This window comes from Ferrovibrio terrae, from assembly GCF_007197755.1.
Taxonomy (GTDB): Bacteria; Pseudomonadota; Alphaproteobacteria; order Ferrovibrionales; family Ferrovibrionaceae; genus Ferrovibrio; species Ferrovibrio terrae.
On the sequence record NZ_CP041636.1, the window covers coordinates 1,159,415 to 1,183,379 of the forward strand.

Sequence of the window (23,965 nt, forward strand, 5' to 3'; positions counted from 1 at the left end):
TCTGCGATGATCAGAAAATGCCAAGCTGCCGGCCGATGCCGACGCCGGTTTGAACGACCGATGCTGCCTTTGAGAAGGAATCAGGACGTTGGTGGCGCAGCAGATTGAGCTGCATGCCGTCCTGGAGGCTGCGTATGCTGCGATCCAGCCGCTCGTCGATCTCCTGCTTTTCCTGCAGGCTCTGCGTCAGCAGATTGTCGAACACTGCCTCACCAGACCCATCACTGCTGATGCCGGCACCGGCAAAGGCTGCGCGTTGGGATGCAGACGCACGCCTCAACCGCTCCAGCCGGTCCTGCTCCGCCTTGGCATGCTGGCGCTGCAGCTCGTTCACCTGGTCCTGCGCCTGCTGGGCCTGCATGGCCTGTGCCTGCGATTGCGCCTTGCGCTGCTGATTAGCCTGCGAGATCGAACCGACGGTAGAGAGCGCGGTGCTTGCGATCATCAGGGCTGTTTCGATTCCGGACATCAGTCGGCTCCTTTCACTTCGGTGATGACGGACAGGAGTGTGCAAGGCTGTGGCACGTCCTGTGCGATGCGCCACAGCGGCTGCTCCGTACCGCGCCGCCAACCCAGTCCACGCGCCTCGAGATCGCCGCTGAAGGCCTCGGGCACTGCATCGAGCACCTCGCCGCTGCGCGCGAACGGCAGGGCGCGCAGTCCACGGCCGATATCGACATGCAGCGCCTTGGTGGCAAACAGGCGGAAGACGGCACGCACCAGACGTACCGGACTGCCCTGACTGGTCATGGTTCCGTTGCCCAGTTCTGCCGGCAACGGTCGGATCTCGTGGGTATAGGGCAGGCCGATTTCCACTTGCGAGGCTGGCTGCGATAGCGTCACCATTCCACCCGCCACTACGCGGCGTGCCTGCTGCTTGCCATCGGCGACGATATCGACGGCCGCACCATTGAGATGCCCCAGGCCGCCCCAGTCATGTTGCGGTACGGCACCGCTGGTTGCTACATGGCTGTCGGTAAAGCTGTCAGCCGCGAAATACTCGATCTGCATTTCGCTGTTGCGGATCACCGCGACATAGATGCGATCCTCCACCACGGCGATGGCGCGAAAGACACCGGCGGTCTCAAATACCGTCCACGCCGTCACTTGCTGCGCGCGATAGACGGTCAGCGCTGCGATGCTGCCGTTGCCCATGACGATCAGAAAAAGGCGGTCGCGCGCTGCGTAATCCTGGTCGAGCGGGTTGTCAAAAACGTGGCTCGACAGCAGCGCCAGATCGGCAGCCGTATAGGACTGATCAATATCCGTGTAGAGAAATTCGCGCAGCTCGCGGCCGTTGCGTGCCACAAACAGCGTCGCGCCATCGACATGGCGCGGTGGAATCGTGCGGTCGGGATATGAACCGGCCCGGGTCTGTCGATCTGCCCGCACCTTACTCGGTGTCAGCGGATCGCCGGCGACCATCCATTCGCCACCGGTGGTGAAGACCTGCAGATGCCGCCCGGCAACGACGGAGCGGATTGCATCAACCTGGTCGGTCAGTAGCGCGAATTCAATGCCTTCATCGTCCAGCGCCTCGCCTAGGTCGAAATTGTCGATGTCTGAGGTTTTAGACATCCAAATCCGGTTCGGCAGATCGCGCGAGCCGGCAAAAACCAGGCGCTCCTGATACAGCGTCGGCGAAACCGGCCAGCCCCGCACCGGAGAAAATGCCGCCTCTTCCCAGTCATCTGTGGCCGTCGTGTCGGCTAGTGTCTGCAGCACGGTGACCTGCGCCACTTTCGCAGTCGATACAGTGTCGACCCGTACGGCCTTCTTCTTGATACGCAGCTGGGTGCCAACATGAGCCAGCAGGAAAAAATCATCCGATGCGGTGAGCGATACGGTGCCGCTGGTCGCCGAAGGCACCAGCGTCATATCCTGCTTGGCGAATTTGAAACTCGGTTCGAACAGCGCACCGGTATCTTTCTCGGCAGCGAAGATGAAATTCTCGATCTTCCAGTCGCTGTGGCTCATTCGCGTGATGCGCTGCGGCCGCATCTCGGGATGGCACAGGAACAGCGTATCGGCACTTTGCGTCCAGGACAGCTTGGGCAGCTGTTCCATCGTCCAGGGCGCATCGCCGTAGTACACGCGCTCGCTGTCGCGAAAGACATGCAGCTTCAGCGGACTGAACACCAGCAGATAGGTCTGCTCGGTATTGAAAGAGAAAGATGCCAGGCGGACAGCGGCCACACCGGGCAGCGACCAGACATGCCGCAGGCCGGGACGGCGGGTGACGCCACCAGTGGGCCGCAGAATCACGTTGCGCAAGCGGGCTGCGCCATTGGCATAGCCCTGCAGATCGGCACGGCCCCACAGGTCCGGCGCGATCTCGCCAGCGGTGAAGTTGTTTTTGGCGATCGCGATCTTAGGCATCAGCCACGCACCTCGACCAGGGTGAAGTCTTCGATACGGCCCGGTTCGGCCTGCTGGCTGTCGATTGCCTTGGCGCGCCGGAATTCCGCTTCGGCCAGTTGATGCAGCAGCTGCGCCCGCGTCGTACTTTCCGTCAGCGGCAGGCAGAATTCGGCGGCCAGCCGGGCGATCAGCGCGATATCGAAGAAAGGCGGGAAGCCGGTTTCATCCGGCCGAAAAACATAGGTGAGCGTCAGGCTGTCTGTATCGGCCTCGAGCCGCCGACCGCTGATGCGGTAATTCAGGCCACGGCCGCGTTCGATCACGCCGGCCGACAGCGCACGCAGGAAATCCGGCGGCAACTGGAAGGCAAAGCCATAGTCGGCAGTCGGCGCCTGCGGCAGACGCGGCAGCGCCGCCTGCGCGGTGGCAAAGCGCCAGGGATGCGAGGAGAGCAACCCATCGCGCAAAGCAGGATAGAGATGCCGTGTGACTTCGGCTTCGACAGTGGCATCGTTGAAGCCGGTAACCGGCTGAGCCCCGAGCGTGACCAGGGCGCGATTGCATAATTCGATGGCGTTCGATGCCATGGTCGGTTCCTTTCGTTGGCGCCGGATCGAGGTGCCCTGCCGGATGAGAGGAATCATCGGCAGGGCACCTCGCGGGCCGCGCGGCCCCGATCGCTGCCGGCATCCGTTCCCGGGATGCGCGAGGCAGCGATGGATCAGGCGCGAAGGCGGACGTAGTCAGCCCCGGCGGTGCGTCAGTCGGTATCGGCGCTGCCCAGCGGAGACAGGTCGGAAAGATCGACCTGGCCGTTCTGGTTCGACGCCACGACGAAGATGCCGTGCTGTGGCGAGCCCCCACCCTGGCCGGTATTGGCGAGGATGAAGTCGCCATTGCGCAGCATTTCGGCGGCAGCATTGAAGTAACCGGCACTATCCACCGTGGTAGCGGTATCGGGCGTGCTGTAATGCCAGAGCGTGAAGCCGTTGGCGTAGCCGAGCACCGACAGGGTTTTCGAACTGTAGGACATGGTCGCCTCCTTACACTTCGCGGCAGCGCAGGGTGACGACGCCGGTCTGATCGATCAGCGTCGCGCCCTGGCTCATCATGTTGTTGATGAAATGCGCGGCGCGATCGCCGTGCCAGGTGATGTCGGACTTCACGTCCTGACCCGAGGCATGACCCACCGCGGTCTTGTGGTACCAATGGCAGAAGCGCACATCGTTCTGCAGCGTCAGGCCGCTATGGGCCATCCACAGCGTACCGAGCCACTGCTTGGCCTGCGCTCCCTTCCACGGCAGATCCTCCTCGCCGACATAATCGGCGTCGGCGAATTCCGGGATATCCAACAGCTGCGACCACTGGCGCCAGCCGATCACGGCATAGCGCTGGCCATCGTCGGGCACATCGGCATCGCCGAGCGCTTCGAAAGCAGCCAGTATCTTGGCCTTGGTCAGACCGTCGGTGTCGGCGCCGGCGAAATGGGTCGACTGATCGAGCGAGCGGATGATCAGCTCGTCGGTCTTGCGACCCAGCGCATAGGCGCCGGCATTCACGATCACGTCACGCTCGTTATGGCCGACCTTCAGTTCGTCGAGCGCATCGAGCCATTCGCCCGCATAGAAGTCCTGCAGCAGGCATTCCACCGAACCATGATCGACATTCATCACCGGCACCTTGCCGTGGCGAGCCTTGGTGCTGGCAGTCCCCTTGCCCACCTTCTGGAAGGTGGTGGACGAGCCCTTCACGGCTGTCTTCGAGCGCACAGTCGGACGCAGCTTGGCACCCAGGCGCTGATAGGCCTGATGCACGTCGTGTTCGAACTGGCGGACGAAGGATTGTTCAATCGTCGGCGTCATCTGACGCTCCTTTTCGTCATCGGTTCACAAAAGCCGGTTGCCCTGTGGGACGAACTGGCCGGTTCGTGCGGCCCGCAGCGTTGTCCCGTCCGCGTAAAGCCGGGGCGCTGTCGCCGCCGTGCCATCCGGCCGCCGGAAAATCCCGTTTGCGGTTGTCGGTCGGCACGTGAAAAGAGAGGACAGCCGGCCACCGCGATGCAGGTCTCCCTGCTGTCGTCGGGGCCAGCCGAACGCGATCAGCCCGGATACAGCCTCTTGAAGCCGTCAGTGACCTTGGCGAGGAATTCGGGGTCGCGTTTCTTCCAGTAGCGCGGGTCGCGCATCATGCCGACCAGCTGGTCTTCGCTGAGCGCCGCATCGCCACCGCCGGCACCGCGGGTCAGTGCCGGATCGCCGTTCTGCATCATCGATTCCAGTGCGCAGATGCCTTCGTAAGACGAGGCCAGTGCGTTGAATACCGATTCCGGCAGGTTGCGCTGACCCCAGGCTTCCAGCGCCCGTGCCGTCTCGGAGAAGCGCGCCTCGCCGCCATAGCGCTGCAGCAGGCGGTCACGCTCGCCGCGCTGACGGTATTCGCCGGCCATGCGATGCAGCTGCGGCACGACATGATCGCAGGCAAGGTCGTAAACCAGCTGCGCCTGGGTCGGGGTGAAACCGGCCTCATGCAGGCGGCGGTTCACCTCGGCGTCGGTGGAGAGTGCCGGATTGGCCAGCGTGATCTCATAGCCATCTGGCGAGTCCGGCACGCCGAGTGCGCGGTTAAAGCGCAGCCGTGCATCGTCGTCGCTGTCGTCGCCCGGCACGGACACCATGCCGGCGAGCTTCTGTTCAAGCGCGCGATAGGATTTCACCAGCAGATCGACGCGGATCGCGCCGGTCTGCGGATCGCGGAACTTCTCCGGCACCGCATCCGCGCCGCCTTCAGTCTGCACTTCCGCTTCGAGCAGGTTGGCCGTCATTGCATGTCCCTTTCCAAAATATTTTCAGTGATCCTGAAATGTTCCAAAGCGGTTTCACGAACCGAGCTGACCGCGTGCGACGAGCTGCTGGATGTACGCAGCGAGATGACGTTGTCCTTCCAGATGCCGCAATTCGGCTTCGCTGCAGTCGGGTGCTGGCCGGCGTTCGATGGTGATGCGGCGCAGATGCATCAGCACGCGCTCGCCGTCGCTGCCGCGGAAGCAGCGTGCAAAGGCAGACGCCAGATCGCCCTGCAGTGGGCCGCTCATCATGTCGCTCATTGCACGGCCCCCGTCGGCTGCTGGGCGCCACCACCCAGTTGCTGCAGCATCTGCTGCAGTTGTGGCAGCGAGGCCCCGACTCCGGCTTCGTTCTGGGCAGCCTCGGTTTTTGCTTCACCTGCCTCGATCAGGAATTCACCGGGCACGCCGAGTGTGCGGCCGAGCCAGCGCGCCACCGCAACACTGTCGACCACCTGCATTGCGGCGGGCCCCAGCGCCTGCAGTTGCTGGAGCCAGCTCAGCACACCCTGCACATCGCCCTGCGCCTGCAGGCGTGCCAGCGGCGATTGCTGCACCAGCGCCACTTCACGACCATCCAGCGCGAAGCGCGGGATCTCGCCGCGGCGCTGCAGGATCGCCACTGCGCGCAACAGCAATGGCGTCAGCAGTTCCGACTGCAGGCGGCCGAAGGTGGCACCGAGCTGACGCGCCATCTCGGCCGAACGTTCCATCACCTCGGTCGCCGTCATGCGCGGCGCATCAACCTGGCCGAGGCGATCCGCCAGTAAGGCATGGCGGATGCGGCCACGCAGGTCATCGAGCACGATCTGCGAGATATCGAAGCGACCGGGCGCAGCAAGCGGCGTCAGACCGGACGAACCGACCGCCTTGGGAATGATCGCGCCTGGCACCAGCTTCACATTGGCAGGATTGAGCACGCCATCGTCGTCGGCCTGCCAGATGCCGGTGACGGCAATCGAAGCATTCTTGAGCACGAGTTCGACCGTCTTGTTTGCCGTCTTGATATCGGGCAGTGCCTTCATCACCGGCGAGCGGCCATAGACTTCGCCCGGCGCCTTGAGCCAGCGGAAGGCGATAAACGGTGCCTGGTCAAAACGCCCGGCCGTCAGCAGACGTGCATCGTCCACCAGCGTGCCGTCTTCAAGGATGGTGGCGAACAGGCAGCCATGCCGCGGCGCGGGCGCAGGCAGCAGGCAATCGAGAATACCAAGCCGCGCATCCGGCTCGCGCTGACGGCGCGATGTAAACCACGCCTGTTGCTCCAGCATGGGATACCGCTGACCGAGCTGTTCAAGCGTCAGTTCCTGACGGCGGAAGACAGTATCGAGCCGCCCGGTGCCGCCTTCATCAAGAACCAGGTCGCTGAGCGGCACGGCGTTGAAGCGGAACGCGCTGGTTTCACCCAAACCCGCTTCCTCGCAGGCGAGGCAGGCCGTGCCGGCGACGACGAGATCCAGCATTGCCTGGTGCAGCTCAACGGCGAGATTCGAGCGGTCAAACTGCGCCTGCAGCAATTCGGCGGCGCGGTCGAGTGCACTGGCCATCGCACCGCGCTGCTCTTCCGGCACATCGCGACCAGGCTGGAAAGCAAACCAGCGCGACCAGGGCGGTGTCAGCTGCGCCAGCAACGTCGCTGCCAGCTGTTCGGCTGCATCGGCCGCCGTGGCATCGAACAGGCGCTCGGCCACGCGGCCCGCATTACTGCTGCCCGGGGCATGATTGGGACGACGTGCCGGTAATGAATAGTCGTAGCAGTCCTGCCACAGCGCCTCCCAGGCGCTGCGCTGACTGCGCAACCGGTCATAGCGGCGGCGCAGCGCCTCGGGACGCAGCGGATCCTTTTCGGGATCGTGTTCCGGTTCTTGTCGTATGGTCATGCGGTCTGTTGCCAACATACCTGTTGTCCTCATTCGCCGAGCAGGCGCTTGCTGCTGCGGCTGCTGCTCGGGGCCGCACCGCCGAGCGTTTCGGTGTCGGTGTCAGTGACACCACGCCAGGAGGTGGCAATGGTTTCGCCCTGGGCACGACGGCGGCGTTCGCGCGCCGCCTTCTCGGCCACCTCGGCCGCGCTTTCGACCGGTGCCGGCGGCGGCGGGGGCGGGGGCGGTGGTGGCGGCGGTGATGGAGAACTGAAAATCCCACCCATGGCGGCAAATCCCTTCTGATAATCGACTGAAGATGTTTGCTATTTGTTCCTGTGAGAAGGATATATAGAACAAAACAAACCCTCAATCAAGGGATATTTTCCGCAAACAGAGAAATAGTTCCCATGGTGTTCTTATTTGCCAGCTCTGCAGACCGATCAGACGCTTGACCACCTCGACACAGGAAAACGGCAACGGCGGTGCCAGCCGACGCGGCGGCGTCAGCACCGGCACCGTCAGGGCGCATTGTCCCAGCCCACGCAGATGCCCAGCTAGGTCGGCTTCTGTGGGCCAATCATAAAATCCTTTTATTTCAGTCATATATGCCAGAGGATCGATACCAACCCAGCCACCCGGCAGGGCCATATAGGCATAGCAGTGCCGGTAGCCGGGCTTGAGCCGGCGTAACTTCGGCAGCCGCGTTTCTTCGGCAAATACCACAACAGCCCGCTCCGGCCGTGCAGGCCCTGGCACAGCCAGAGCTGGCGATTGGAGTCCGGGTTTAGCTGGATTTTCGCTCATCTGTTTCACATCCAGACCTGATGCGAGCAGAACACAGGCGACTTTCACGCCTAAAGACAGATTATAATTCCTGTTATGTTCTTATGTCAATCTTATAATCAGATAATATTCCTGTATGCAAATTCGTTGATTTGCAAGACAATCTTCCCATGCTGACACATCGCGCGATCTGGGCTGCCATTGATGGCCTTGCCGAACGCTATGACCTGACCGCGTCGGGCCTCGCCCGCAAAGCCGGGCTTGATCCCACCACCTTCAACCGGTCCAAGCGGATTTCCCGCGATGGCAAGCAGCGCTGGCCATCGACGGAATCGATCGCCAAGGTGATCGAGGCGACCGGGGCCAGCGTGCCGGAATTCATGGACCTGCTGAGCGAAAGCGGCGGTGTGCCGCGTAGCGTGCAGCGTGTGCCGCTGATCGGTCTGGCGCAGGCCGGCAAGGACGGTTTCTTCGATGATGCCGGTTTCCCGACCGGCGAAGGCTGGGAGAAGGTGCCCTTCCCCGAGATTGGCGATCCGCAGGCCTATGCACTGGAAATCAGCGGCGACAGCATGCTGCCGGTCTATCGCGACGGCGACATCGTGATCGTGTCACCGGCCGCCAGCGTGCGCCGCGGCGACCGCGTGATCGCCAAGACCATGCAGGGCGAAGTAATGTGCAAACTGCTGTCGCGCCGCACACTCACCCGCATCGAACTCTCCTCTTTCAATCCCGCCTATCCTGAACGCGGCTTCGACGTGCACGACATCGCCTGGATCGCCCGCATCGTCTGGGCGGCACAGTAATCGCAATGACGGACTCCTTGGCAGCCGCGCTCGGTCGACTGCCGGCGCTGGTGGCCGGTGGAGGCTTTGCCTGGTGGTTCGAGAACGGCCATCTCGAAAAACTATCGCCCGATACCGCTGCGCGCCGCGCGCGCGCCACGCCACCCCTGCTGGTGCATTTCAAGGCCACGGCCGCGAAACTGGGCGTCGAGCCCTTCATGGCCTTCGACCTGCTCGACCTGTTTGCCTTCGTGCGACCGGCGCGCTTCTGTCTGCCGACACCGCATGGCCTGCTGGAACGCCTCAGTCTCGACGCCGCCGATGACGAAGAGGCTGTGCAGTATCTGCATCATGCCGCCCAGATGCTGCTGGAAGACCTGCCGCGCCAGCAGCCGCGCGCGCTGCGTCGTTCGATGCGACTGGCGCAATTACTGAACAAGGCTGGCTGGCCCTGGGCGTCGTATCTGCTGCTCGGACTGGGCCCGGAAGCAACACAGGCACCGAGCGGCGGCTTCGGTGGGCTGGATGTCTGGCAGGAGCTGCCCGAGTGGGTCGACTACGCGCCACCACCGCCACCCGATACGCAATCGGTGTCGCCGACGGAAGCGCGCGAACGGCTGGCGCAGCTGCTCGGCACCACAGCAGAGCTGCGCGAGACGCAGGCCGACTATGCCGCCACGGTGGCACAGGCCTTTGCGCCGCGCGAAGTGATCGGCATGCCGGAAATGGTGCTGGCCGAGGCTGGCACCGGCATCGGCAAGACACTGGGCTATATCGCGCCGGCCAGCGTCTGGGCCGAGAAGAATGGCGGCACGGTCTGGCTCTCGACCTATACCAAGAACCTGCAGCGCCAGCTGGATCACGAACTCGACCGCCTGTTCCCCGACCCTGCCGAGAAGCAGGGTCGAGTCGTGATCCGAAAAGGCCGCGAGAATTATCTCTGCCTGCTGAATCTGGAAGACGCGACGCAGGGCGGCGCAGCGCGGCCACAGGATATGGTGCCGCTCAGCCTGATCGCACGCTGGGCCAGCGCGACGCGCGACGGCGATCTGGCCGGCGGCGATTTTCCCGCCTGGGCCGCCGATCTGCATGGCCGTAACCGCACTTTAGGTCTGACCGACCAGCGCGGTGAATGCATCCACGCCGCCTGTCCGCATTATCGCAAATGCTTCATCGAACGCGCCGTGCGCAAGTCGCGCAAGGCCGAGATGGTGATCGCCAACCATGCGCTGGTGATGATCCAGGCTGCCATGGGCGAAGACGATGCGCAGAAACCGCTGCGCTATGTCTTCGATGAAGGCCATCACCTGTTTGAAGCCGCCGACAGCGCTTTCGCCGCACATCTGACCGGCATGGAAGGCGTCGACCTACGGCGCTGGCTGCGCGGCCCTGAAGGCGGACGCCGAAGCCGTGCACGCGGCATTGCCAACCGCATTGGCGACCTGGTGGCGCAGGACGAACGCGGCCGCACGGCACTTGAGGCCGTGGTGGAAATGGCGCGCTGCCTGCCGGGTGAAGGCTGGCTGGCGCGGCTCAGCGAGGGCAATCCGATGGGCCAGGGCGAGAAGTTTCTGGCCCGCGCGCGCCAGCAGATCCTGGCGCGCAGCGCGCAGCCGGACAGCCCCTATGGACTGGAATGTCCGACGAAAGAACCGGTGAACGGCCTGATCGATGCAGCAATGGACTTCGCTCATGGCATCGACCGTGTGCTGGAACCAGTGAACACGCTGACGAAATCCCTGAGCGACATGCTGGCGGACGAGACTGCCGAGCTGGACACCGCCACGCGCTCGCGCATCGAAGGCGCGCTGCGCGGCCTGCTGCGGCGCAAGATGACGCTGGACGCCTGGCGCAGCATGCTGCTCGACTTGCAGACCGAAACACCGGCAGCTTTCGTGGACTGGTTCGGTCTGGAGCGCATCGACGGTCGCGACCTCGATCTCGGCCTCTATCGCCATTACCTCGATCCGATGCTGCCCTTTGCCGGCGCCGTGCTGAAGCCGGCGCATGGCGTGGCGATCACATCCGCCACTTTGCGCGACATCGCGCCGGCCAAGGCCGATGCCTCGCCCGAGGCCGCCTGGGACAGCGCCGAGATCCGCAGCGGCGCGCGGCATCTGCCGCAGCCTGCGCGACGTGCCGCTTTCCCCTCGCCCTTCGATTACGCAAACCGCACGCGCATTTTCGTCGTCACCGACGTGCGGCGCGACGCGATGGACCAGGTGGCCGCCGCCTACCGCGAACTGTTTCTCGCCGCCAACGGCGGCGCGCTTGGGCTTTTCACGGCGATCTTCCGTCTGCGCGCGGTACAGAAGCGCGTCATCAGACCGCTGGCCGAAGCCGGGCTGCCGCTGTATGCGCAGCATGTCGATCCGCTGGACAACGCCACGCTGGTCGACATCTTCCGTGCCGAGGAACACGCCTGCCTGCTGGGTACCGATGCGATGCGCGATGGCGTCGATGTGCCGGGCGCCTCCTTACGCCTCGCCGTATTTGACCGCGTGCCGTGGCCCCGGCCGGACCTGCTGCACAAGGCGCGCAAGTCAGCCTTCGGCGGCCAGGCCTATGACGATCTGCTGACGCGCCTGAAACTGAAGCAGGCCTATGGACGCCTGCTGCGTCGCGCCGACGATTACGGCGTGTTTGTCGTGCTGGATGCTCAGCTTCCGTCTCGTCTGCTGTCGGCATTTCCGGCCAGCGTCGAGGTGAAACGCATCGGCATCCGCGAGGCCGTGGCCGAGACGGCGGCTTTTTTGAACAGCATGCGCGCCAGCACTGGCGGCCAGCAGAATCTCGCGTAAGCTGTCAGTCATTGTTTCGCCGTATTGTCCCGTTAGGCGGGGTCTCCCGCCCGAGGAAACACTCATCCATGTCGACCATCACGCCACAGAATGCCCTGATCTATGCCATGGTGATCGCCGCCGTGGCCGACGGAAAGCTGAAGGATACCGAGGTGGGCGCCATCGACGCCGCCGTGCGGCATCTGCCGATTTTCCGCGGCTATGGCCTGGATGCCATGCAGGTGGCGGTCGGCGACTGCGTTGCGCTGCTGGACCAGGATGACGGTGTCGATGCTGCACTGGGCCTGGTGAAGGAAGCCCTGCCGACCGACTGGTGCGAAACCGCCTATGCATTGGCCTGCGACATCGTCGCCGTCGACGGCCATGGCCGGCAGGAGGAATTGCGCTGGCTGGAGATGTTGCGGCACGAACTGCGCGTCGAACGCCTGCATGCCGCCGCCATCGAACGCGGCGCCGGCGTGCGTTACAAACGCCTGCCGGGCGATATTCCGAAGGGCTGAGCCCTATCAATCTATCTGCGGCGCCTTGAAGTTATAGGCGCGCTCGACCCTGGCGATGCGAATCTCGTAATGCGCATACCAGACCTCACGGCCCTTCTGCCGCGCGGCCGCGTGTTCCATGTTGCGCTTCCAGGCACGGATATTCTCTTCAGTGTCGAAGTAGGCCACCGTGATGCCGAAACCGTCGGCACCGCGCGTGCTTTCCATACCCAGAAATCCGGGTTGCTGCGCAGCCAGTTCGGCCATGCGGTCGGCAGCGGCGCCATAGCCGTTGTCGCCTTCGGTGCGTTGCGAGGAAAAGATCACGGCGTAATAGGGTGGCTTGGGCGTGCTGGCGAAGCCGGCGGCAGACATGGCAGCGAATCCTCTGCTGGAAGGATTATTCTGCCGCCCTGCTTATCACATCCGGGGCCAGTGTGCTGCCTTTGGGCAGGATCAGTGGGATCGGCCGGCTGCCGATCCTGACATGTGCTGGCAGTGTGGCGGCGATATCGCCATCGGCCTGCACCGGCTCGCCGTCGAGGCCTGTGCCAAGAAGAGTGATCGTCACGTCGTGTCCGCGCACCAGTTCGATCTCGGGCAGCTTTTGCAGCAAGCCGAGCGTTAGCGCCACGGTCGCGCGCGCTGCGCCGATGCGACCACCCATCCTGAACAGGCAGACTTCAAACGACGGATCATCCAGCCGCGCATGCGGCGCGCAGATAAACTTGCCGCCGTAGAAATGCCCCTTGGCGACGACGGCCGAAGCGCAGTCGTAATCTTTGCCATCAATGCCGACGCGATAGCGCGGCACGTTATAGGCCGCGAGCTGGTGCAGACTCTCGATCACGTAAGACGCCTTGCCGAACCAGCGTTTCATCTGCGGCGGCAGATCGCGCACCACATGCGCATCGAAACCGACGCCGGCCATGATGGTGAACAGGCGGTCATTCACAAAGCCGGGCCAGATCATGGTCTGCGGCCCATGCAGCACGGCACGCATCACTGCCGGAGGATCGAGCGGCAAGCCAATCTCCATCGCCAGCACATTGGCGGTGCCCAGCGGAAAGATACCAAGCGGCGCGCTGTTCGCTGGCAGACCGTTCGCCACTTCGCCAATCGTGCCGTCGCCGCCCGCAGCCACCACGGCATCGTATTTTTCAGCGACAGCTTCGGCGGCAAAGGTCTCGGCGTCGCCTCGCTTGGCCGTGGGGCGGAACTCCACCGCACAGCCGGAATCTTCCAGCAGGTCGAGATAGGCTTCGAGTCGCGCGCGCTTGCGCCGCCCGAGCTGGCCGGCTCCGGCGGTCGGGTTGTAGATCACCAGCAGGCGCCGGCGGTAGGTCGCGTGCGGTGACCCGGGCATGTCGGCCGGATAGCAGATTTTTGCGCGCCGGGGCAGCAATGGTTTTATGACAGTCGGCCCCGTTAACACTTCTGGGCCAGCATACCAGGTTATGCTAAGCCGACTGCATGACATGGTATGCGATTCGGCTTGTCGTCTTTCTCCTCCTGATGGCCGTCCCCGTGCTGGCGGCCGCGTCCGAAATTCGGGTGCTGGACGGCGACACCATCAAGATCGGCCAGGTGAATTACCGCCTGCATGGCATCGATGCCCCGGAGAAATCCCAGCATTGCCAAAGAGATAACATAGACTGGCTATGCGGTCAGGAAGCTGCCGCGCATCTGCGGCGCCTGATTGCGGGCCGTCCGGTCACCTGCTCCGAGAAGGATCGCGACCGCTATGGCCGGGTGGTGGCGGTCTGCGAGGCTGGCGGGGAAGATCTGAACCGGGCCATGGTGCGGGCTGGCCTCGCCTGGGCCTACCTGGCCTACAGCCGGGATTATGAGGCCGCCGAATGGGAGGCCCAGCTGCTGGGTAACGGGGTCTGGGCGGCTTCCGTTCGAGCCGTACCGGCTTGGGACTGGCGCCGCGCCCAAAAAGAGCAGAACCGGCGCGCCAAACCGGCGAACGATAATGCGGCTGGAAGTGGCCGAATCCGGGGTTGACAGACCCTCCCCCCCGGCTATAGTGCGCCCCTCGAATTCAGGCGGCACCGGACGGCCGGCGCTGCCACTTTCTTATGGAATATCAATATGTTCGCAGTGATCAAGACCGGCGGTAAGCAGTACAAGGTGGCAGCGGGCGACGTGCTCGAGGTCGAACTGGTGGCCGGCGAGGCGGGCGACAAGATCGAATTCGGCCAGGTGCTGGCCATCGGCAATGGCGGCGACGTCAAGCTCGGCAAGGATGTCGCCAATGCCAAGGTGACAGCGGAAGTCGTCGGTCTGACCCGCGGTCCGAAGCTGATCATCTTCAAGAAGCGCCGCCGGCAGAATTCGCGTCGCAAGAACGGTCATCGCCAGCGCTACACCGCGGTGAAGATCCTCGAGATCGCTGCCTAAGCGCTCAGACAGATTTAAGGAGACAGTTCCATGGCACATAAAAAAGCTGGCGGCTCTTCGCGTAACGGTCGCGACTCCCAGTCCAAGCGTCTCGGCGTCAAGAAGTACGGCAGCGAAGCCGTTGTCGCCGGCAACATCATCGTTCGTCAGCGCGGCACCAAGGTGCATGCCGGCAAGAACGTGGGCATGGGCAAGGACCACACCCTGTTCGCCACTGCCAACGGCGTCGTGAAGTTCCATGACGGCAAGGGCAGCCGCTCGTATGTTTCGGTGCTCCCGTCGGAGGCGTAAGTAAACGCGCCTTCCCGCAAGCATCACAATCGATCAAGGGGAATGGCGCAGGCCATTCCCCTTTTTCGTTTTCTGCACCAAGTGAAACCTCCCGATGAAATTCCTCGATCAGGCCAAGGTCTATGTTGAAAGCGGACAGGGTGGACCCGGCTCCATCAGCTTCCGCCGTGAGAAGTTCATCGAGCATGGCGGCCCGGATGGCGGCAATGGCGGCAAGGGCGGCGATGTCTGGGCCGAATGCGTCGATGGCCTCAACACGCTGATCGACTATCGCTACCAGCAGCATTTCCGTGCCGCGCGCGGCGGCCATGGCTCTGGCCGGCAGCGCTCCGGCGCCAATTCCGACGACGTGATCCTCAAAGTGCCGAAGGGCACGCAAATCTTCGCCGAGGATAACGAGACGCTGCTCGCCGACCTGACCGAGCTCGGCCAGCGCGTGCTGCTGTGCAAGGGTGGCGACGGTGGCTTCGGCAACGAACACTACAAGTCGGCCACCAACCGCGCGCCGCGTCGTAACTCGCCCGGCTGGCCTGGTGAGGAAAAGTGGATCTGGCTGCGGCTGAAGTTGATCGCCGATGCCGGCCTGGTCGGCCTGCCCAATGCCGGCAAGTCGACCTTCCTGAGCCGCGTCAGCCGCGCCAAGCCCAAGATCGCCGATTATCCCTTCACCACGCTGAAGCCGCAGCTGGGCGTCGTGAAGGCGAACGACCGCGAATTCGTGCTGGCCGATCTGCCCGGCCTGATCGAGGGCGCCGCCGAAGGTGCGGGCCTCGGCCATCGCTTCCTCGGCCATGTCGAACGCTGCGCGGTGATCCTGCATCTGCTGGACGGCACGTCAGAGGATCCGGTCAGGGACTGGAAGCTGGTCCGCAAGGAACTGAAGGCCTATGGCGGCGGGCTCGACAAGAAGCTCGAGATCATCGGCCTGAACAAGATCGATGCGATTCCGGCCGACGAACTGAAAGAGAAGATCGCCAAGCTGAAGCGTTCGGCCAAGCGCCCGGTGCTGGCGTTGTCAGGCGTCACCGGCGAAGGCGTCGACGTCGTGTCGACGCAGCTGTTCGCCATCATCGCCGAGGCGCGCGCCGCCGAGAAGGCAGCCGCAGGAATCGAGGTTGGCGAGGTCGAGAGCGGCGATGAGTAGCCATCTCGACAAGGCGCGGCGTGTCGTCATCAAGGTCGGCTCGTCGCTGCTGGTCGATACCGAGAAGAACGAGCTGCGTGCCGCATGGCTGGCCGCCCTGGTCGATGACATCGCGACACTGCGGGCTGACGGCAAGGAAGTGCTGGTGGTGTCATCCGGCGCCATCGCGCTCGGCCGTCGCATCCTGGGCCTGAACGGCAAGGCGCTGCGGCTGGAGGAAAGTCAGGCGGCGGCGGCGGCCGGCCAGATCCGCCTTTCGTCGGCCTGGCAGGATGCGCTGAGCAAGCACGATCTGAAGACCGCGCAGCTGCTGCTCACCCTGGGCGATACGGAATCGCGCCGGCATTACCTGAATGCCCGCGAAACCGTGAATACGCTGCTGAAGCTCGGCACCGTGCCGGTGGTGAACGAGAATGACACGGTGGCTACCGCCGAAATCCGCTTCGGTGACAACGACCGTCTGGCCGCCCGCGTGGCGCAGATGATCTCGGCCGACTGCCTGGTGCTGCTGTCGGACATCGACGGGCTCTACACCGCCGATCCCGGTGTCGATGCGTCCGCAAAGTTCCTGTCCGAGATTGCAGCGATCACGCCGGAGATTGAGGCGATGGCCGGTGTATCACGCTCCGGTCTCGGCCGTGGCGGCATGATCACCAAGATTGTCGCCGCCAAGATCGCGGTCGGCGCCGGCTGCGCCATGGTGATCGCCAACGGCAAGCAGATGCACCCGGTGAAGAACGTGCGCGACGGCGGCCGCTGCACCTGGTTCCATGCCCATTCGACACCGGCGGCGGCGCGCAAGCAGTGGATCGCCGGCCATCTGAATCCGCAGGGCACGCTGACGCTGGATGATGGCGCGGTGAAGGCCTTGCGCTCGGGCCGCTCGCTGCTACCTGCCGGTGTGACCCATGTCGACGGCCGTTTTCAGCGCGGCGATCTGGTGCGCGTCTGTTCGACAGATGGCGTCGAGATCGCGGTGGGTCTGTCGGCATACGCCGATGAAGACGCACGCCTGATCAAGGGGCACAAATCTGGCGACATCGAAGACATTCTCGGTTACCGTGGCCGCGACGAAATGATCCATCGTGACGAACTGGTGCTGCGATGACGGCGCATATTGCGATCACCGACACATCCGCCCTGATGAACCAGATGGGCGCGGCAGCCAAGACTGCCGCCCGCGTGCTGGCCACTGCATCGACCGAACAGAAGAATGCTGCGCTGAAGGCTGCCGCGACTGTCCTTCGCAACAGCGAGCAGAAAATTCTCACCGCCAATGCCGAAGACATGGCTGCCGGCAAGGCGAAGGGCCTGACAACAGCTTTGCTCGACCGTCTGATGCTGGACGGCAAGCGCATCGCCGCCATCGCGCAGGGGCTGGAAGAGATCGCGGACCTTGCCGATCCGGTGGGTGCCGTGATCGCCGACTGGACGCGGCCGAACGGTCTGAAGTTCGAACGTGTGCGCACGCCGCTCGGCGTGATCGGCGTGATCTATGAAAGCCGCCCCAATGTGACGGCCGATGCCGGCGGACTCTGCCTGAAAGCCGGCAACGCCTGCATCCTGCGTGGTGGCTCTGAAAGCTTCCAGTCCAGCCGGGCGATCCATGCCTGCCTGGTCGAAGGCCTGAAAGCGGCGGGCCTGCCTGAGGCCGCGATCCAGCTCGTGCCTACCACGGATCGCGCGATGGTCGGTGCGATGCTGACGGCGGCGAACTGGCTGGACGTGATCGTGCCGCGCGGCGGCAAGTCGCTGGTGGCGCGTGTACAGTCGGAAAGCCGCGTGCCGGTTTTTGCGCATCTGGAAGGTAATTGCCATGTCTATGTCGAGGCGAGCGTCACGCTCGACATGGCGAAATCAATCGTACTGAACGCCAAACTGCGCCGCACGGGTGTCTGCGGTGCGGCTGAAACCCTGCTGGTCGAACGCGCCGCCGTGAAATCACACCTGGCGCCGCTGGTCACCATGCTGCTGGACGCCGGCTGCGAAGTGCGCGGCGATGCCGACACCAGGAAGGTGGATGCACGCGTCAAGCCTGCCACCGAAGAGGACTGGGCCACCGAATATCTCGACGCCATCATCGCCGTACGCGTGGTGGACAATCTGGATGCCGCCATCGAGCATATCGCCACGCATGGCTCCAGCCATACCGAAGCAATCCTGACCGAGAATGCCGATCACGCCGCCCAGTTCATGAACCGGCTCGACAGCGCCATCCTGCTGCACAATGCCTCGACGCAGTTCGCCGATGGCGCGGAATTCGGCTTCGGCGCCGAGATCGGCATTGCCACCGGCAAGATGCATGCGCGCGGCCCGGTCGGCGTGGAGCAGCTCACCACCTTCAAATATCGCGTGCACGGCACCGGGCAGACGCGGCCCTGAACGACAAGACGGAGCGAGCAAGCCCCGCATGATCCCGCCTCTGGGTTCCTCCATCGGACTGCGCATCGGACTGCTCGGCGGGTCGTTCAATCCTGCCCATGCGGCGCATCGCGAGATCAGCCTGACCGCACTGCACCGGCTGAAGCTGGATCAGGTCTGGTGGCTGGTCAGCCCGCAGAACCCGCTGAAATCCACGCGCGGCATGGCGCCGCTGGACCGGCGGCTTGAGCAGGCCGAGGCCGTGGCAGCGCATCCGCACATCCGGGTCACCGCCATCGAGACCACCCTGGGTACGCGGTATACGGCCGATACCCTCCGGCGCCTGACCATCCATTACCCGCAGGCCGCGTTTGTCTGGCTGATGGGAGCGGACAACCTGGCGCAATTCCACCGCTGGCAGGACTGGCGGGGCATCGCGCGGACCATGCCGATTGCCGTGCTCGACCGACCGGGCTTCAATCTGACCGCCCTGCAGGGCCCGGCGGCCCGCTGGCTGTCGCGCCATCGCCTGCCGCGCTATGATGCGGCAGCCCTGGCCGGCAAAACAGCCCCGGCCTTCCTGCTGCTGAAGTCCAAGCTTAATCCGCTGAGCGCAACGGCGATCCGTGCCCAGCGAAAACCGGGAGGACGCGTATGAACAGCTTTCTCGTGACCTATGATTACGGTTCGGCCGGCCTCTGGGCCATCATCAATGCGCCCGACAAGGCGAGCATTGCCAAGCGCTTTCCCAAGGTGGAAGTGCTCGAAGACAAGCCCAACAACATGACCGCCGTGGAATACGGCAAGCTGATCACCTACGACCTCGGCGGCCCGCTGCCGCAGTGGCTCGCCGAACTCGAAGTGAAGTAAGTCTTCAGCTCACCTTGATGACCACCTTGCCGGTGGTCTTGCGCGAGAGCAGAGCCGCCATTGCCTGCGGCACCTGATCGAGCGCGAAGCTCTGCGAGACGTGCGGCTTGAGCTTGCCGTGCTCGTAGAGCGCCAGCAGCGCCGCGAAATTGGCGCGGTTCTTTTCCGGCTCGCGCGCCGCGAATGCGCCCCAGAACACGCCGACGATGCTGCAGCCCTTGATCAGCGCCAGGTTGGCCGGCGCTTCCGGGATGCGCCCGGACGCGAAGCCGATCACCAGCAGGCGACCGTCCCAGTTGATGCAGCGTAACGACTGGTCGAAGGCATCGCCGCCGACCGCATCGTAGATCACATCGGCGCCGTTGCCGCCGGTGAGTTCCTTCACGCGATCCTTGATGCTTTCTGTCGAATAGTTGATCACATGCGCCGCGCCATATTCCTTCACGATGGCGGCCTTTTCATCAGAACCGACCGTGCCGATCACGGTGGCACCGAGTTCGCGGCCAAGTTCGACCGCGTTCAGCCCAACACCACCGGCAGCGCCATGTACCAGCAGCACTTCGCCCGGCTTCATACGGCCGCGATCGACCAGCGCGTGATAGGTGGTGCCGTAGGTGATCGGAAAGCCAGCCGCCGCCTCATAAGGCATGCTGGCGGGAATCTTGAACACGTTGCTGGCCGGACACTGCACCTGTTCGGCGAAACTGCCATGACCGGTGGTGGCCATCACGCGATCGCCGACTTTCACATCGGTCACCTTCTCGCCCACCGCAATGATCTCACCCGCACATTCCATACCCGGCGCAAACGGGAAAGCCGGCTTCATCTGATATTTGCCGGTAATCATCAGCGTGTCAGGGAAATTGAGCCCCGCGACATGCACCTTGATGCGTACATCTTTTGCGCCAAGTGCGGGCAGCGCGAGATCCTTGAGCGCCAGACTCTCCGGCCCACCCCAGGCTTCACAGACCATCGCCTTCACGTTCACCGCTGCCGACATGACGCACTCCCTGATTTTTTGAATCTGTTTTTGATGCTGCAGATACAGAAATGGCGCCGACTTGCATCGGCGCCACATCGAAGCCCCGGTTATTTCGGAGCCATTACCATGGTCATCTGCCGCCCTTCCATCTTGGGCGTCTGCTCCATCTTGGCCTTGTCGCCGAGATCATCGCGCACGCGATCCAGCAGCTTCATGCCGAGTTCCTGGTGCGCCATCTCGCGGCCACGGAAACGCAGGGTCACCTTGACCTTGTCGCCTTCTTCAAGGAAGCGCACCATCGCCTTCATCTTCACGTCATAATCATGCGTGTCGATCATTGGGCGCAGCTTGATCTCTTTGAGTTCGATGATCTTCTGCTTCTTGCGCGCCTCAGCCGCCTTCTTCTGCGCCTCGTACTTGTACTTGCCGTAATCGAGGATCTTGGCGACGGGCGGATCGGCGTTGGGCGAGATTTCGCAGAGATCAAGTCCGGCCTCTTCGGCCAGACGCAGGGCTTCACGGATGGAAACCACGCCACGATTTTCGCCAACGGCGTCGATCAGGCGGACGTTCGGGACGTCGATCTCAAAATTGACCCGCGGACCATCGGTTTTCGGTGTCGGCGGGGCATTGAACGGGGGACGGGCTATGACGCGCTCCTGAAGTAGTTACAAGGAAATCAGTTAGTTAAGGCGAAAGGGGCAGGATTCAACCCTGCGGCATCCGGGCCTCGGCCGACAATCTAGCAATCGCGTCGGCCAACGCAATGGTTTCCTGCTGCTCGGTCCCGAGGCGCCGCAGGGTCACGGTACCCTGTTCCGCCTCCTTCTTGCCGACCACCAGGATGACCGGAACCTTGGCCAGGCTGAGCTCGCGGATCTTGTAGTTGATCTTCTCGTTGCGCAGGTCGGTATCGACGCGCATGCCGGCGGCATCGAGCTGGTCGGCAACCTGCTGCGCGTAAGAATCGCAATCCGACACGATGGGGGCGACCACGGCCTGCAGCGGCGACATCCACAGCGGCAGACGACCGGCATACTGCTCGAGCAGGATGCCGATGAAGCGCTCGAAGCTGCCAAGGATCGCGCGATGCAGCATCACCGGGCGATGGCGGGCGCCATCGGCACCGACATAGTCGGCATCCAGACGCTCGGGCAACACGAAGTCGACCTGCAGCGTGCCGCACTGCCAGTCGCGGCCGATGGTATCGCGCAGCACGAATTCCAGCTTCGGACCATAGAAGGCGCCTTCGCCGGGATTGAGCGTGTAGTCGAGGCCAGAGGCGACGCAGGCATCCTTCAGCGCGTTTTCGGCCTTGTCCCAGGTCTCGTCCGAGCCGGCGCGCTTGGCAGGACGGTCGGAGAACTTCACCTTGATCTCGGCGAAGCCCATGTCCTTGTAGATCGACTGCAGCAGGTCGCAGAAAATCTTGCTCTCCGAAATGATCTGGTCTTCGGTGCAGAAGATATGTGCGTCGTCCTGGGTGAAGTTGCGCACGCGCATGATGCCATGCAGCGCACCGCCCGGCTCGAAGCGGTGGCACGAACCGAATTCGGCCATGCGCAGCGGCAGGTCGCGATAGCTCTTGAGGCCCTGGTTGAAGATCTGCACATGGCAGGGGCAGTTCATCGGCTTCAGCGCGAAGATGCGCTCGTCGGGATTGGCGGCGAAGTCGCGGATGCCCTCTTCGTTTTCCGCGATATACATGCTTTCGCGGAACTTCTCCCAGTGACCAGAAGCCTCCCACAGCTTGCGGTCGACCAGCTGCGGCGTCTTCACCTCGACATACTTCGCCTTTTCCAGGCGCTGGCGCATATAGGCTTCGAGGGTGCGGTACAGCGTCCAGCCCTTCGGATGCCAGAACACCATGCCGGCGGCTTCTTCCTGCTGGTGGAAGAGGCCCATCTCCTTGCCGAGACGACGGTGGTCGCGCTTTTCGGCCTCTTCGAGGCGCTTCAGGTAAGCGTCGAGTTCTTTCTGGTCGCGCCAGGCGGTCGCATAGATGCGCTGCAGCTGGCGGTTATTGGCATCGCCGCGCCAGTAGGCACCCGACACCTTCATGATCTTGAACACCGGCGGCAGTTTGCCGGTCGAGGGCAAGTGAGGCCCCATGCAGAGGTCGAGCCAGCTATCACCCTGACGATAGATAGAGATCGCCTCGCCGCGTTTCGCAATCTCAGCGACCCATTCGGCCTTGTAGGTCTCGCCGATCGACTTGAAGTACTCGACCGCCTTTTCCGGCGCCCATTCCTCGCGCGTGATCGGCAGATCGCGCTTCACGATCTCGGCCATGCGCTGTTCGATCTTGGTGAAGTCGTCCGGCGTGAAAGCCTCGTCGCGCACGAAGTCGTAATAGAAGCCGTCGTCCGTCGATGGCCCGAAGGTGATCTGCGTGCCGGGGAACAGTTCCTGCACCGCCTGCGCCATCACATGCGCGCCGTCATGGCGCAGCAACTCAAGCAGCTCGGTCTCGTTCTTGTCCTTCATGGTGACGATCTCGAGCTTCGCATCGCTCTTGATCGGCGTCTTGAGGTCCTTGAGCTGGCCGTCCAGACGGATGGCGAGCGCCGCCTTGGCCAGGCCGGCGCCAATGCTGGCCGCCACATCCGCACCGGTGCTGCCGCCCGCGTAAGTTCGCACACTGCCATCGGGCAGGGTGACGCGGACTTCGGCGGCGGAAATGGCTGGATTCGACATGGTTTAGGGGACCTCCAAGGGGGCGCAGCCTAGCCGCCCTGCCCCCTCTGTCAAGCGCGCCGCCCCGTCCCGCCGGACGGTTTGCAGGCAGGCGCCGGGGCGGACTGCCGCTTTCAGCGCCAGTGATCGGCGGCCGGCACGAATCCGCTGGGTCTGGCGGGCGGAATATGCTGGCATGGACCTCGCATAACCAGACGGATCAACCGTCGCAAAAACAGGGGGCATTTTTCATGCGTATCAGAACCATTTTCGCTGCCATGCTGGCAACCGCCGGTCTGGCCGCCATCAGCCCGGCCGCATTGGCTGGCGCCACATTCGATGCCGTCAAGGCCAAGGGCTTCGTGCAATGCGGCGTCAACGGCAGTGTCGCCGGCTTTTCCGCCCCCGACAGCCAGGGCCTTTGGACCGGCATCGACGTCGACATGTGCCGCGCCGTGGCCGCCGCCGTGTTCGGCGATTCCAGCAAGATCAAATACACCGCGCTGACCGCGCAGCAGCGCTTCGTCGCCCTGCAGTCGGGCGAGATCGACGTGCTGACCCGCAACGTGACGCAGACGCTGCTGCGCGACGCATCGCTGGGCCTGCGCGAGGCCGGCGTCAATTTCTATGACGGCCAGGGCTTCATCGTGAACAAGAAGCTGGGTGTCAAATCCGCCAAGGAGCTGAACGGTTCGACTGTCTGCGTGCAGCCCGGCACCACCACCGAACTCAATCTCTCTGACTATTTCCGCAAAATGAACATGACCTTCAAGGCGGTGGTGATCGAGAAGGTGGATGAAAACATCGCTGCCTTCAGCTCCGGCCGCTGCGATGTCTACACCACCGATGCCTCGCAGCTGGCCGCGGTGCGCGTCACGGCACTGAACCCGCCGGATGATTACATCATCCTGCCCGAACGCATTTCCAAGGAGCCACTGGGCCCGATGGTGCGCCAGGGCGACGACCAGTGGTATCAGATCGTGAAATGGGCCCTGCTGGCGCTGAAGGAGGCCGAGGAACTCGGCATCTCGCAACAGAATGTCGACGAGATGCTGAAAAGCGAGGACCCGGTGATCAAGCGCTTCACCGGCGTCACGCCGGGCTATGGCAAGGCGCTCGGCCTGGATGAGAAATGGGCCTATTGGATCGTAAAACAGATCGGCAATTACGGCGAAAGCTTTGAGCGCAACCTGGGCAAGGGCAGCCCGGTGAAGCTGGAGCGCGGCCTGAACGACCTGTGGACCAGGGGCGGCCTGATGTACGCCATCCCGCTGCGCTAACACACATCACTTTGAATGCATCACGATGGCCGGGGTTTA

Annotated in this window: 27 protein-coding genes; 12 read left to right on the plus strand and 15 right to left on the minus strand. The window is 63.5% G+C overall.

From position 1 onward, the window contains the following. Positions 1–10: 10 nt before the first annotated feature. The 10 genes from FNB15_RS05600 to FNB15_RS05645 form a co-directional block, all read right to left on the minus strand. The gene (locus FNB15_RS05600) at positions 11–469 is read right to left on the minus strand and encodes a virion core protein, T7 gp14 family (protein WP_144067765.1); all 459 of its coding nucleotides are present in this window, start codon (positions 467–469) and stop codon (positions 11–13) included. Next, entirely contained in the window at positions 469–2,379 is a 1,911-nt protein-coding gene (locus tag FNB15_RS05605; protein ID WP_144067766.1) for a phage tail protein, read from the minus strand. The genes FNB15_RS05600 and FNB15_RS05605 overlap by 1 nt, the downstream gene beginning before the upstream one ends. Next, positions 2,379–2,948 carry a phage connector family protein gene (locus FNB15_RS05610; RefSeq protein ID WP_144067767.1) on the minus strand — a complete coding sequence of 190 codons (570 nt, stop codon included), beginning with the start codon at positions 2,946–2,948 and terminating at the stop codon, positions 2,379–2,381. The genes FNB15_RS05605 and FNB15_RS05610 overlap by 1 nt, the downstream gene beginning before the upstream one ends. A 173-nt stretch (positions 2,949–3,121) precedes the next feature. Further along, on the minus strand, positions 3,122–3,394 hold the full coding sequence (locus FNB15_RS05615; protein WP_144067768.1) for a hypothetical protein: 273 nt from the start codon (positions 3,392–3,394) through the stop codon (positions 3,122–3,124). A 10-nt stretch (positions 3,395–3,404) separates the two neighbouring features. Further along, the gene (locus FNB15_RS05620) at positions 3,405–4,223 is read right to left on the minus strand and encodes a phage capsid protein (protein WP_144067769.1); all 819 of its coding nucleotides are present in this window, start codon (positions 4,221–4,223) and stop codon (positions 3,405–3,407) included. A 236-nt stretch (positions 4,224–4,459) separates the two neighbouring features. Next, positions 4,460–5,182 (minus strand): capsid assembly protein, encoded by a 723-nt coding sequence (locus FNB15_RS05625; protein WP_144067770.1) that lies wholly within the window; start codon positions 5,180–5,182, stop codon positions 4,460–4,462. 54 nt (positions 5,183–5,236) lie between these two features. Next, positions 5,237–5,464: a Bbp19 family protein gene (locus tag FNB15_RS05630; RefSeq protein WP_144067771.1), complete on the minus strand. Its 228-nt coding sequence runs from the start codon at positions 5,462–5,464 to the stop codon at positions 5,237–5,239. Next, entirely contained in the window at positions 5,461–7,083 is a 1,623-nt protein-coding gene (locus FNB15_RS05635; protein WP_144067772.1) for a portal protein, read from the minus strand. The genes FNB15_RS05630 and FNB15_RS05635 overlap by 4 nt, the downstream gene beginning before the upstream one ends. A 29-nt stretch (positions 7,084–7,112) precedes the next feature. After that, complete coding sequence (locus tag FNB15_RS20925; protein ID WP_185973727.1) at positions 7,113–7,352, minus strand: hypothetical protein; 240 nt, start codon at positions 7,350–7,352, stop codon at positions 7,113–7,115. Positions 7,353–7,434: 82 nt separating this feature from the next. Continuing rightward, on the minus strand, positions 7,435–7,872 hold the full coding sequence (locus FNB15_RS05645) for a hypothetical protein (RefSeq protein WP_144067773.1): 438 nt from the start codon (positions 7,870–7,872) through the stop codon (positions 7,435–7,437). A 149-nt stretch (positions 7,873–8,021) separates the two neighbouring features. Between FNB15_RS05645 and FNB15_RS05650 the strand changes: the two genes are divergently transcribed. The 3 genes from FNB15_RS05650 to FNB15_RS05660 all read left to right on the plus strand — a co-directional run bounded on the left by FNB15_RS05650 (position 8,022) and on the right by FNB15_RS05660 (position 11,937). Continuing rightward, on the plus strand, positions 8,022–8,657 hold the full coding sequence (locus FNB15_RS05650; protein ID WP_144067774.1) for a S24 family peptidase: 636 nt from the start codon (positions 8,022–8,024) through the stop codon (positions 8,655–8,657). Positions 8,658–8,662: 5 nt separating this feature from the next. Beyond that, positions 8,663–11,437, plus strand: coding sequence for an ATP-dependent DNA helicase (locus FNB15_RS05655; RefSeq protein WP_144067775.1), 2,775 nt, complete (start codon positions 8,663–8,665; stop codon positions 11,435–11,437). Positions 11,438–11,505: 68 nt separating this feature from the next. Beyond that, the gene (locus FNB15_RS05660) at positions 11,506–11,937 is read left to right on the plus strand and encodes a tellurite resistance TerB family protein (protein ID WP_144067776.1); all 432 of its coding nucleotides are present in this window, start codon (positions 11,506–11,508) and stop codon (positions 11,935–11,937) included. A gap of 6 nt (positions 11,938–11,943) precedes the next feature. Here FNB15_RS05660 and FNB15_RS05665 read toward each other — a convergent pair whose 3' ends face one another. Both FNB15_RS05665 and FNB15_RS05670 read right to left on the minus strand, forming a co-directional pair. Further along, positions 11,944–12,291, minus strand: coding sequence for an antibiotic biosynthesis monooxygenase family protein (locus FNB15_RS05665; protein ID WP_144067777.1), 348 nt, complete (start codon positions 12,289–12,291; stop codon positions 11,944–11,946). A 25-nt stretch (positions 12,292–12,316) separates the two neighbouring features. Beyond that, positions 12,317–13,282: a diacylglycerol/lipid kinase family protein gene (locus tag FNB15_RS05670; protein ID WP_246068798.1), complete on the minus strand. Its 966-nt coding sequence runs from the start codon at positions 13,280–13,282 to the stop codon at positions 12,317–12,319. A 107-nt stretch (positions 13,283–13,389) separates the two neighbouring features. Here FNB15_RS05670 and FNB15_RS05675 point away from each other — a divergent pair, with 107 nt between their 5' ends. The 8 genes from FNB15_RS05675 (at position 13,390) to FNB15_RS05710 (ending at position 18,988) form a co-directional block, all read left to right on the plus strand. After that, positions 13,390–13,926, plus strand: coding sequence for a thermonuclease family protein (locus tag FNB15_RS05675; RefSeq protein WP_144067778.1), 537 nt, complete (start codon positions 13,390–13,392; stop codon positions 13,924–13,926). 87 nt (positions 13,927–14,013) lie between these two features. After that, on the plus strand, positions 14,014–14,322 hold the full coding sequence (rplU, locus tag FNB15_RS05680) for a 50S ribosomal protein L21 (protein ID WP_144067779.1): 309 nt from the start codon (positions 14,014–14,016) through the stop codon (positions 14,320–14,322). Between the two features lie 30 nt (positions 14,323–14,352). Beyond that, the gene (gene rpmA, locus FNB15_RS05685) at positions 14,353–14,613 is read left to right on the plus strand and encodes a 50S ribosomal protein L27 (protein ID WP_144067780.1); all 261 of its coding nucleotides are present in this window, start codon (positions 14,353–14,355) and stop codon (positions 14,611–14,613) included. Positions 14,614–14,707: 94 nt separating this feature from the next. Further along, the gene (gene obgE / locus FNB15_RS05690; protein ID WP_144067781.1) at positions 14,708–15,757 is read left to right on the plus strand and encodes a GTPase ObgE; all 1,050 of its coding nucleotides are present in this window, start codon (positions 14,708–14,710) and stop codon (positions 15,755–15,757) included. After that, positions 15,750–16,865, plus strand: a complete 1,116-nt coding sequence (gene proB, locus FNB15_RS05695; protein ID WP_144067782.1) for a glutamate 5-kinase — start codon at positions 15,750–15,752, stop codon at positions 16,863–16,865. Before obgE ends, proB begins: the two co-directional genes overlap by 8 nt. After that, positions 16,862–18,139, plus strand: coding sequence for a glutamate-5-semialdehyde dehydrogenase (locus FNB15_RS05700; RefSeq protein WP_185973728.1), 1,278 nt, complete (start codon positions 16,862–16,864; stop codon positions 18,137–18,139). The genes proB and FNB15_RS05700 overlap by 4 nt, the downstream gene beginning before the upstream one ends. 28 nt (positions 18,140–18,167) lie before the next feature. Next, positions 18,168–18,776, plus strand: a complete 609-nt coding sequence (locus FNB15_RS05705) for a nicotinate-nucleotide adenylyltransferase (protein WP_144067783.1) — start codon at positions 18,168–18,170, stop codon at positions 18,774–18,776. Continuing rightward, positions 18,773–18,988 carry a hypothetical protein gene (locus FNB15_RS05710; RefSeq protein ID WP_144067784.1) on the plus strand — a complete coding sequence of 72 codons (216 nt, stop codon included), beginning with the start codon at positions 18,773–18,775 and terminating at the stop codon, positions 18,986–18,988. The genes FNB15_RS05705 and FNB15_RS05710 overlap by 4 nt, the downstream gene beginning before the upstream one ends. Before the next feature lie 4 nt (positions 18,989–18,992). Here the strand turns inward: FNB15_RS05710 and FNB15_RS05715 are convergent, their stop codons facing one another. From FNB15_RS05715 to thrS, 3 genes are all read right to left on the minus strand, one after another. Then, positions 18,993–19,988, minus strand: coding sequence for an NADPH:quinone oxidoreductase family protein (locus tag FNB15_RS05715; RefSeq protein ID WP_246068799.1), 996 nt, complete (start codon positions 19,986–19,988; stop codon positions 18,993–18,995). A gap of 89 nt (positions 19,989–20,077) precedes the next feature. Further along, positions 20,078–20,620: a translation initiation factor IF-3 gene (gene infC, locus FNB15_RS05720; protein WP_144067785.1), complete on the minus strand. Its 543-nt coding sequence runs from the start codon at positions 20,618–20,620 to the stop codon at positions 20,078–20,080. 58 nt (positions 20,621–20,678) lie between these two features. After that, on the minus strand, positions 20,679–22,667 hold the full coding sequence (thrS, locus tag FNB15_RS05725; protein ID WP_144067786.1) for a threonine--tRNA ligase: 1,989 nt from the start codon (positions 22,665–22,667) through the stop codon (positions 20,679–20,681). Positions 22,668–22,897: 230 nt separating this feature from the next. Between thrS and FNB15_RS05730 the strand changes: the two genes are divergently transcribed. Further along, on the plus strand, positions 22,898–23,926 hold the full coding sequence (locus FNB15_RS05730) for an amino acid ABC transporter substrate-binding protein (protein ID WP_185973729.1): 1,029 nt from the start codon (positions 22,898–22,900) through the stop codon (positions 23,924–23,926). The last annotated feature ends 39 nt before the right edge of the window (positions 23,927–23,965 follow it).

Coding starts and splice junctions, on each gene's coding strand:
- FNB15_RS05650 (WP_144067774.1), top strand. CDS start 8,022: ATGCTGACACATCGCGCGATCTGGGCTGCCATTGATGGCCTTGCCGAA.
- FNB15_RS05705 (WP_144067783.1), top strand. CDS start 18,168: ATGATCCCGCCTCTGGGTTCCTCCATCGGACTGCGCATCGGACTGCTC.
- proB (WP_144067782.1), top strand. CDS start 15,750: ATGAGTAGCCATCTCGACAAGGCGCGGCGTGTCGTCATCAAGGTCGGC.
- FNB15_RS05645 (WP_144067773.1), bottom strand. CDS start 7,872: ATGAGCGAAAATCCAGCTAAACCCGGACTCCAATCGCCAGCTCTGGCT.
- thrS (WP_144067786.1), bottom strand. CDS start 22,667: ATGTCGAATCCAGCCATTTCCGCCGCCGAAGTCCGCGTCACCCTGCCC.
- FNB15_RS05615 (WP_144067768.1), bottom strand. CDS start 3,394: ATGTCCTACAGTTCGAAAACCCTGTCGGTGCTCGGCTACGCCAACGGC.
- FNB15_RS05635 (WP_144067772.1), bottom strand. CDS start 7,083: ATGACCATACGACAAGAACCGGAACACGATCCCGAAAAGGATCCGCTG.
- FNB15_RS05610 (WP_144067767.1), bottom strand. CDS start 2,948: ATGGCATCGAACGCCATCGAATTATGCAATCGCGCCCTGGTCACGCTC.
- FNB15_RS05655 (WP_144067775.1), top strand. CDS start 8,663: ATGACGGACTCCTTGGCAGCCGCGCTCGGTCGACTGCCGGCGCTGGTG.
- FNB15_RS05670 (WP_246068798.1), bottom strand. CDS start 13,282: ATGCCCGGGTCACCGCACGCGACCTACCGCCGGCGCCTGCTGGTGATC.
- FNB15_RS05730 (WP_185973729.1), top strand. CDS start 22,898: ATGCGTATCAGAACCATTTTCGCTGCCATGCTGGCAACCGCCGGTCTG.
- FNB15_RS05605 (WP_144067766.1), bottom strand. CDS start 2,379: ATGCCTAAGATCGCGATCGCCAAAAACAACTTCACCGCTGGCGAGATC.
- FNB15_RS05700 (WP_185973728.1), top strand. CDS start 16,862: ATGACGGCGCATATTGCGATCACCGACACATCCGCCCTGATGAACCAG.
- rpmA (WP_144067780.1), top strand. CDS start 14,353: ATGGCACATAAAAAAGCTGGCGGCTCTTCGCGTAACGGTCGCGACTCC.
- FNB15_RS05675 (WP_144067778.1), top strand. CDS start 13,390: ATGACATGGTATGCGATTCGGCTTGTCGTCTTTCTCCTCCTGATGGCC.
- FNB15_RS05630 (WP_144067771.1), bottom strand. CDS start 5,464: ATGAGCGACATGATGAGCGGCCCACTGCAGGGCGATCTGGCGTCTGCC.
- FNB15_RS05665 (WP_144067777.1), bottom strand. CDS start 12,291: ATGTCTGCCGCCGGCTTCGCCAGCACGCCCAAGCCACCCTATTACGCC.
- FNB15_RS05625 (WP_144067770.1), bottom strand. CDS start 5,182: ATGACGGCCAACCTGCTCGAAGCGGAAGTGCAGACTGAAGGCGGCGCG.
- FNB15_RS20925 (WP_185973727.1), bottom strand. CDS start 7,352: ATGGGTGGGATTTTCAGTTCTCCATCACCGCCGCCACCACCGCCCCCG.
- FNB15_RS05600 (WP_144067765.1), bottom strand. CDS start 469: ATGTCCGGAATCGAAACAGCCCTGATGATCGCAAGCACCGCGCTCTCT.
- FNB15_RS05715 (WP_246068799.1), bottom strand. CDS start 19,988: ATGTCGGCAGCGGTGAACGTGAAGGCGATGGTCTGTGAAGCCTGGGGT.
- FNB15_RS05660 (WP_144067776.1), top strand. CDS start 11,506: ATGTCGACCATCACGCCACAGAATGCCCTGATCTATGCCATGGTGATC.
- rplU (WP_144067779.1), top strand. CDS start 14,014: ATGTTCGCAGTGATCAAGACCGGCGGTAAGCAGTACAAGGTGGCAGCG.
- FNB15_RS05620 (WP_144067769.1), bottom strand. CDS start 4,223: ATGACGCCGACGATTGAACAATCCTTCGTCCGCCAGTTCGAACACGAC.
- obgE (WP_144067781.1), top strand. CDS start 14,708: ATGAAATTCCTCGATCAGGCCAAGGTCTATGTTGAAAGCGGACAGGGT.
- FNB15_RS05710 (WP_144067784.1), top strand. CDS start 18,773: ATGAACAGCTTTCTCGTGACCTATGATTACGGTTCGGCCGGCCTCTGG.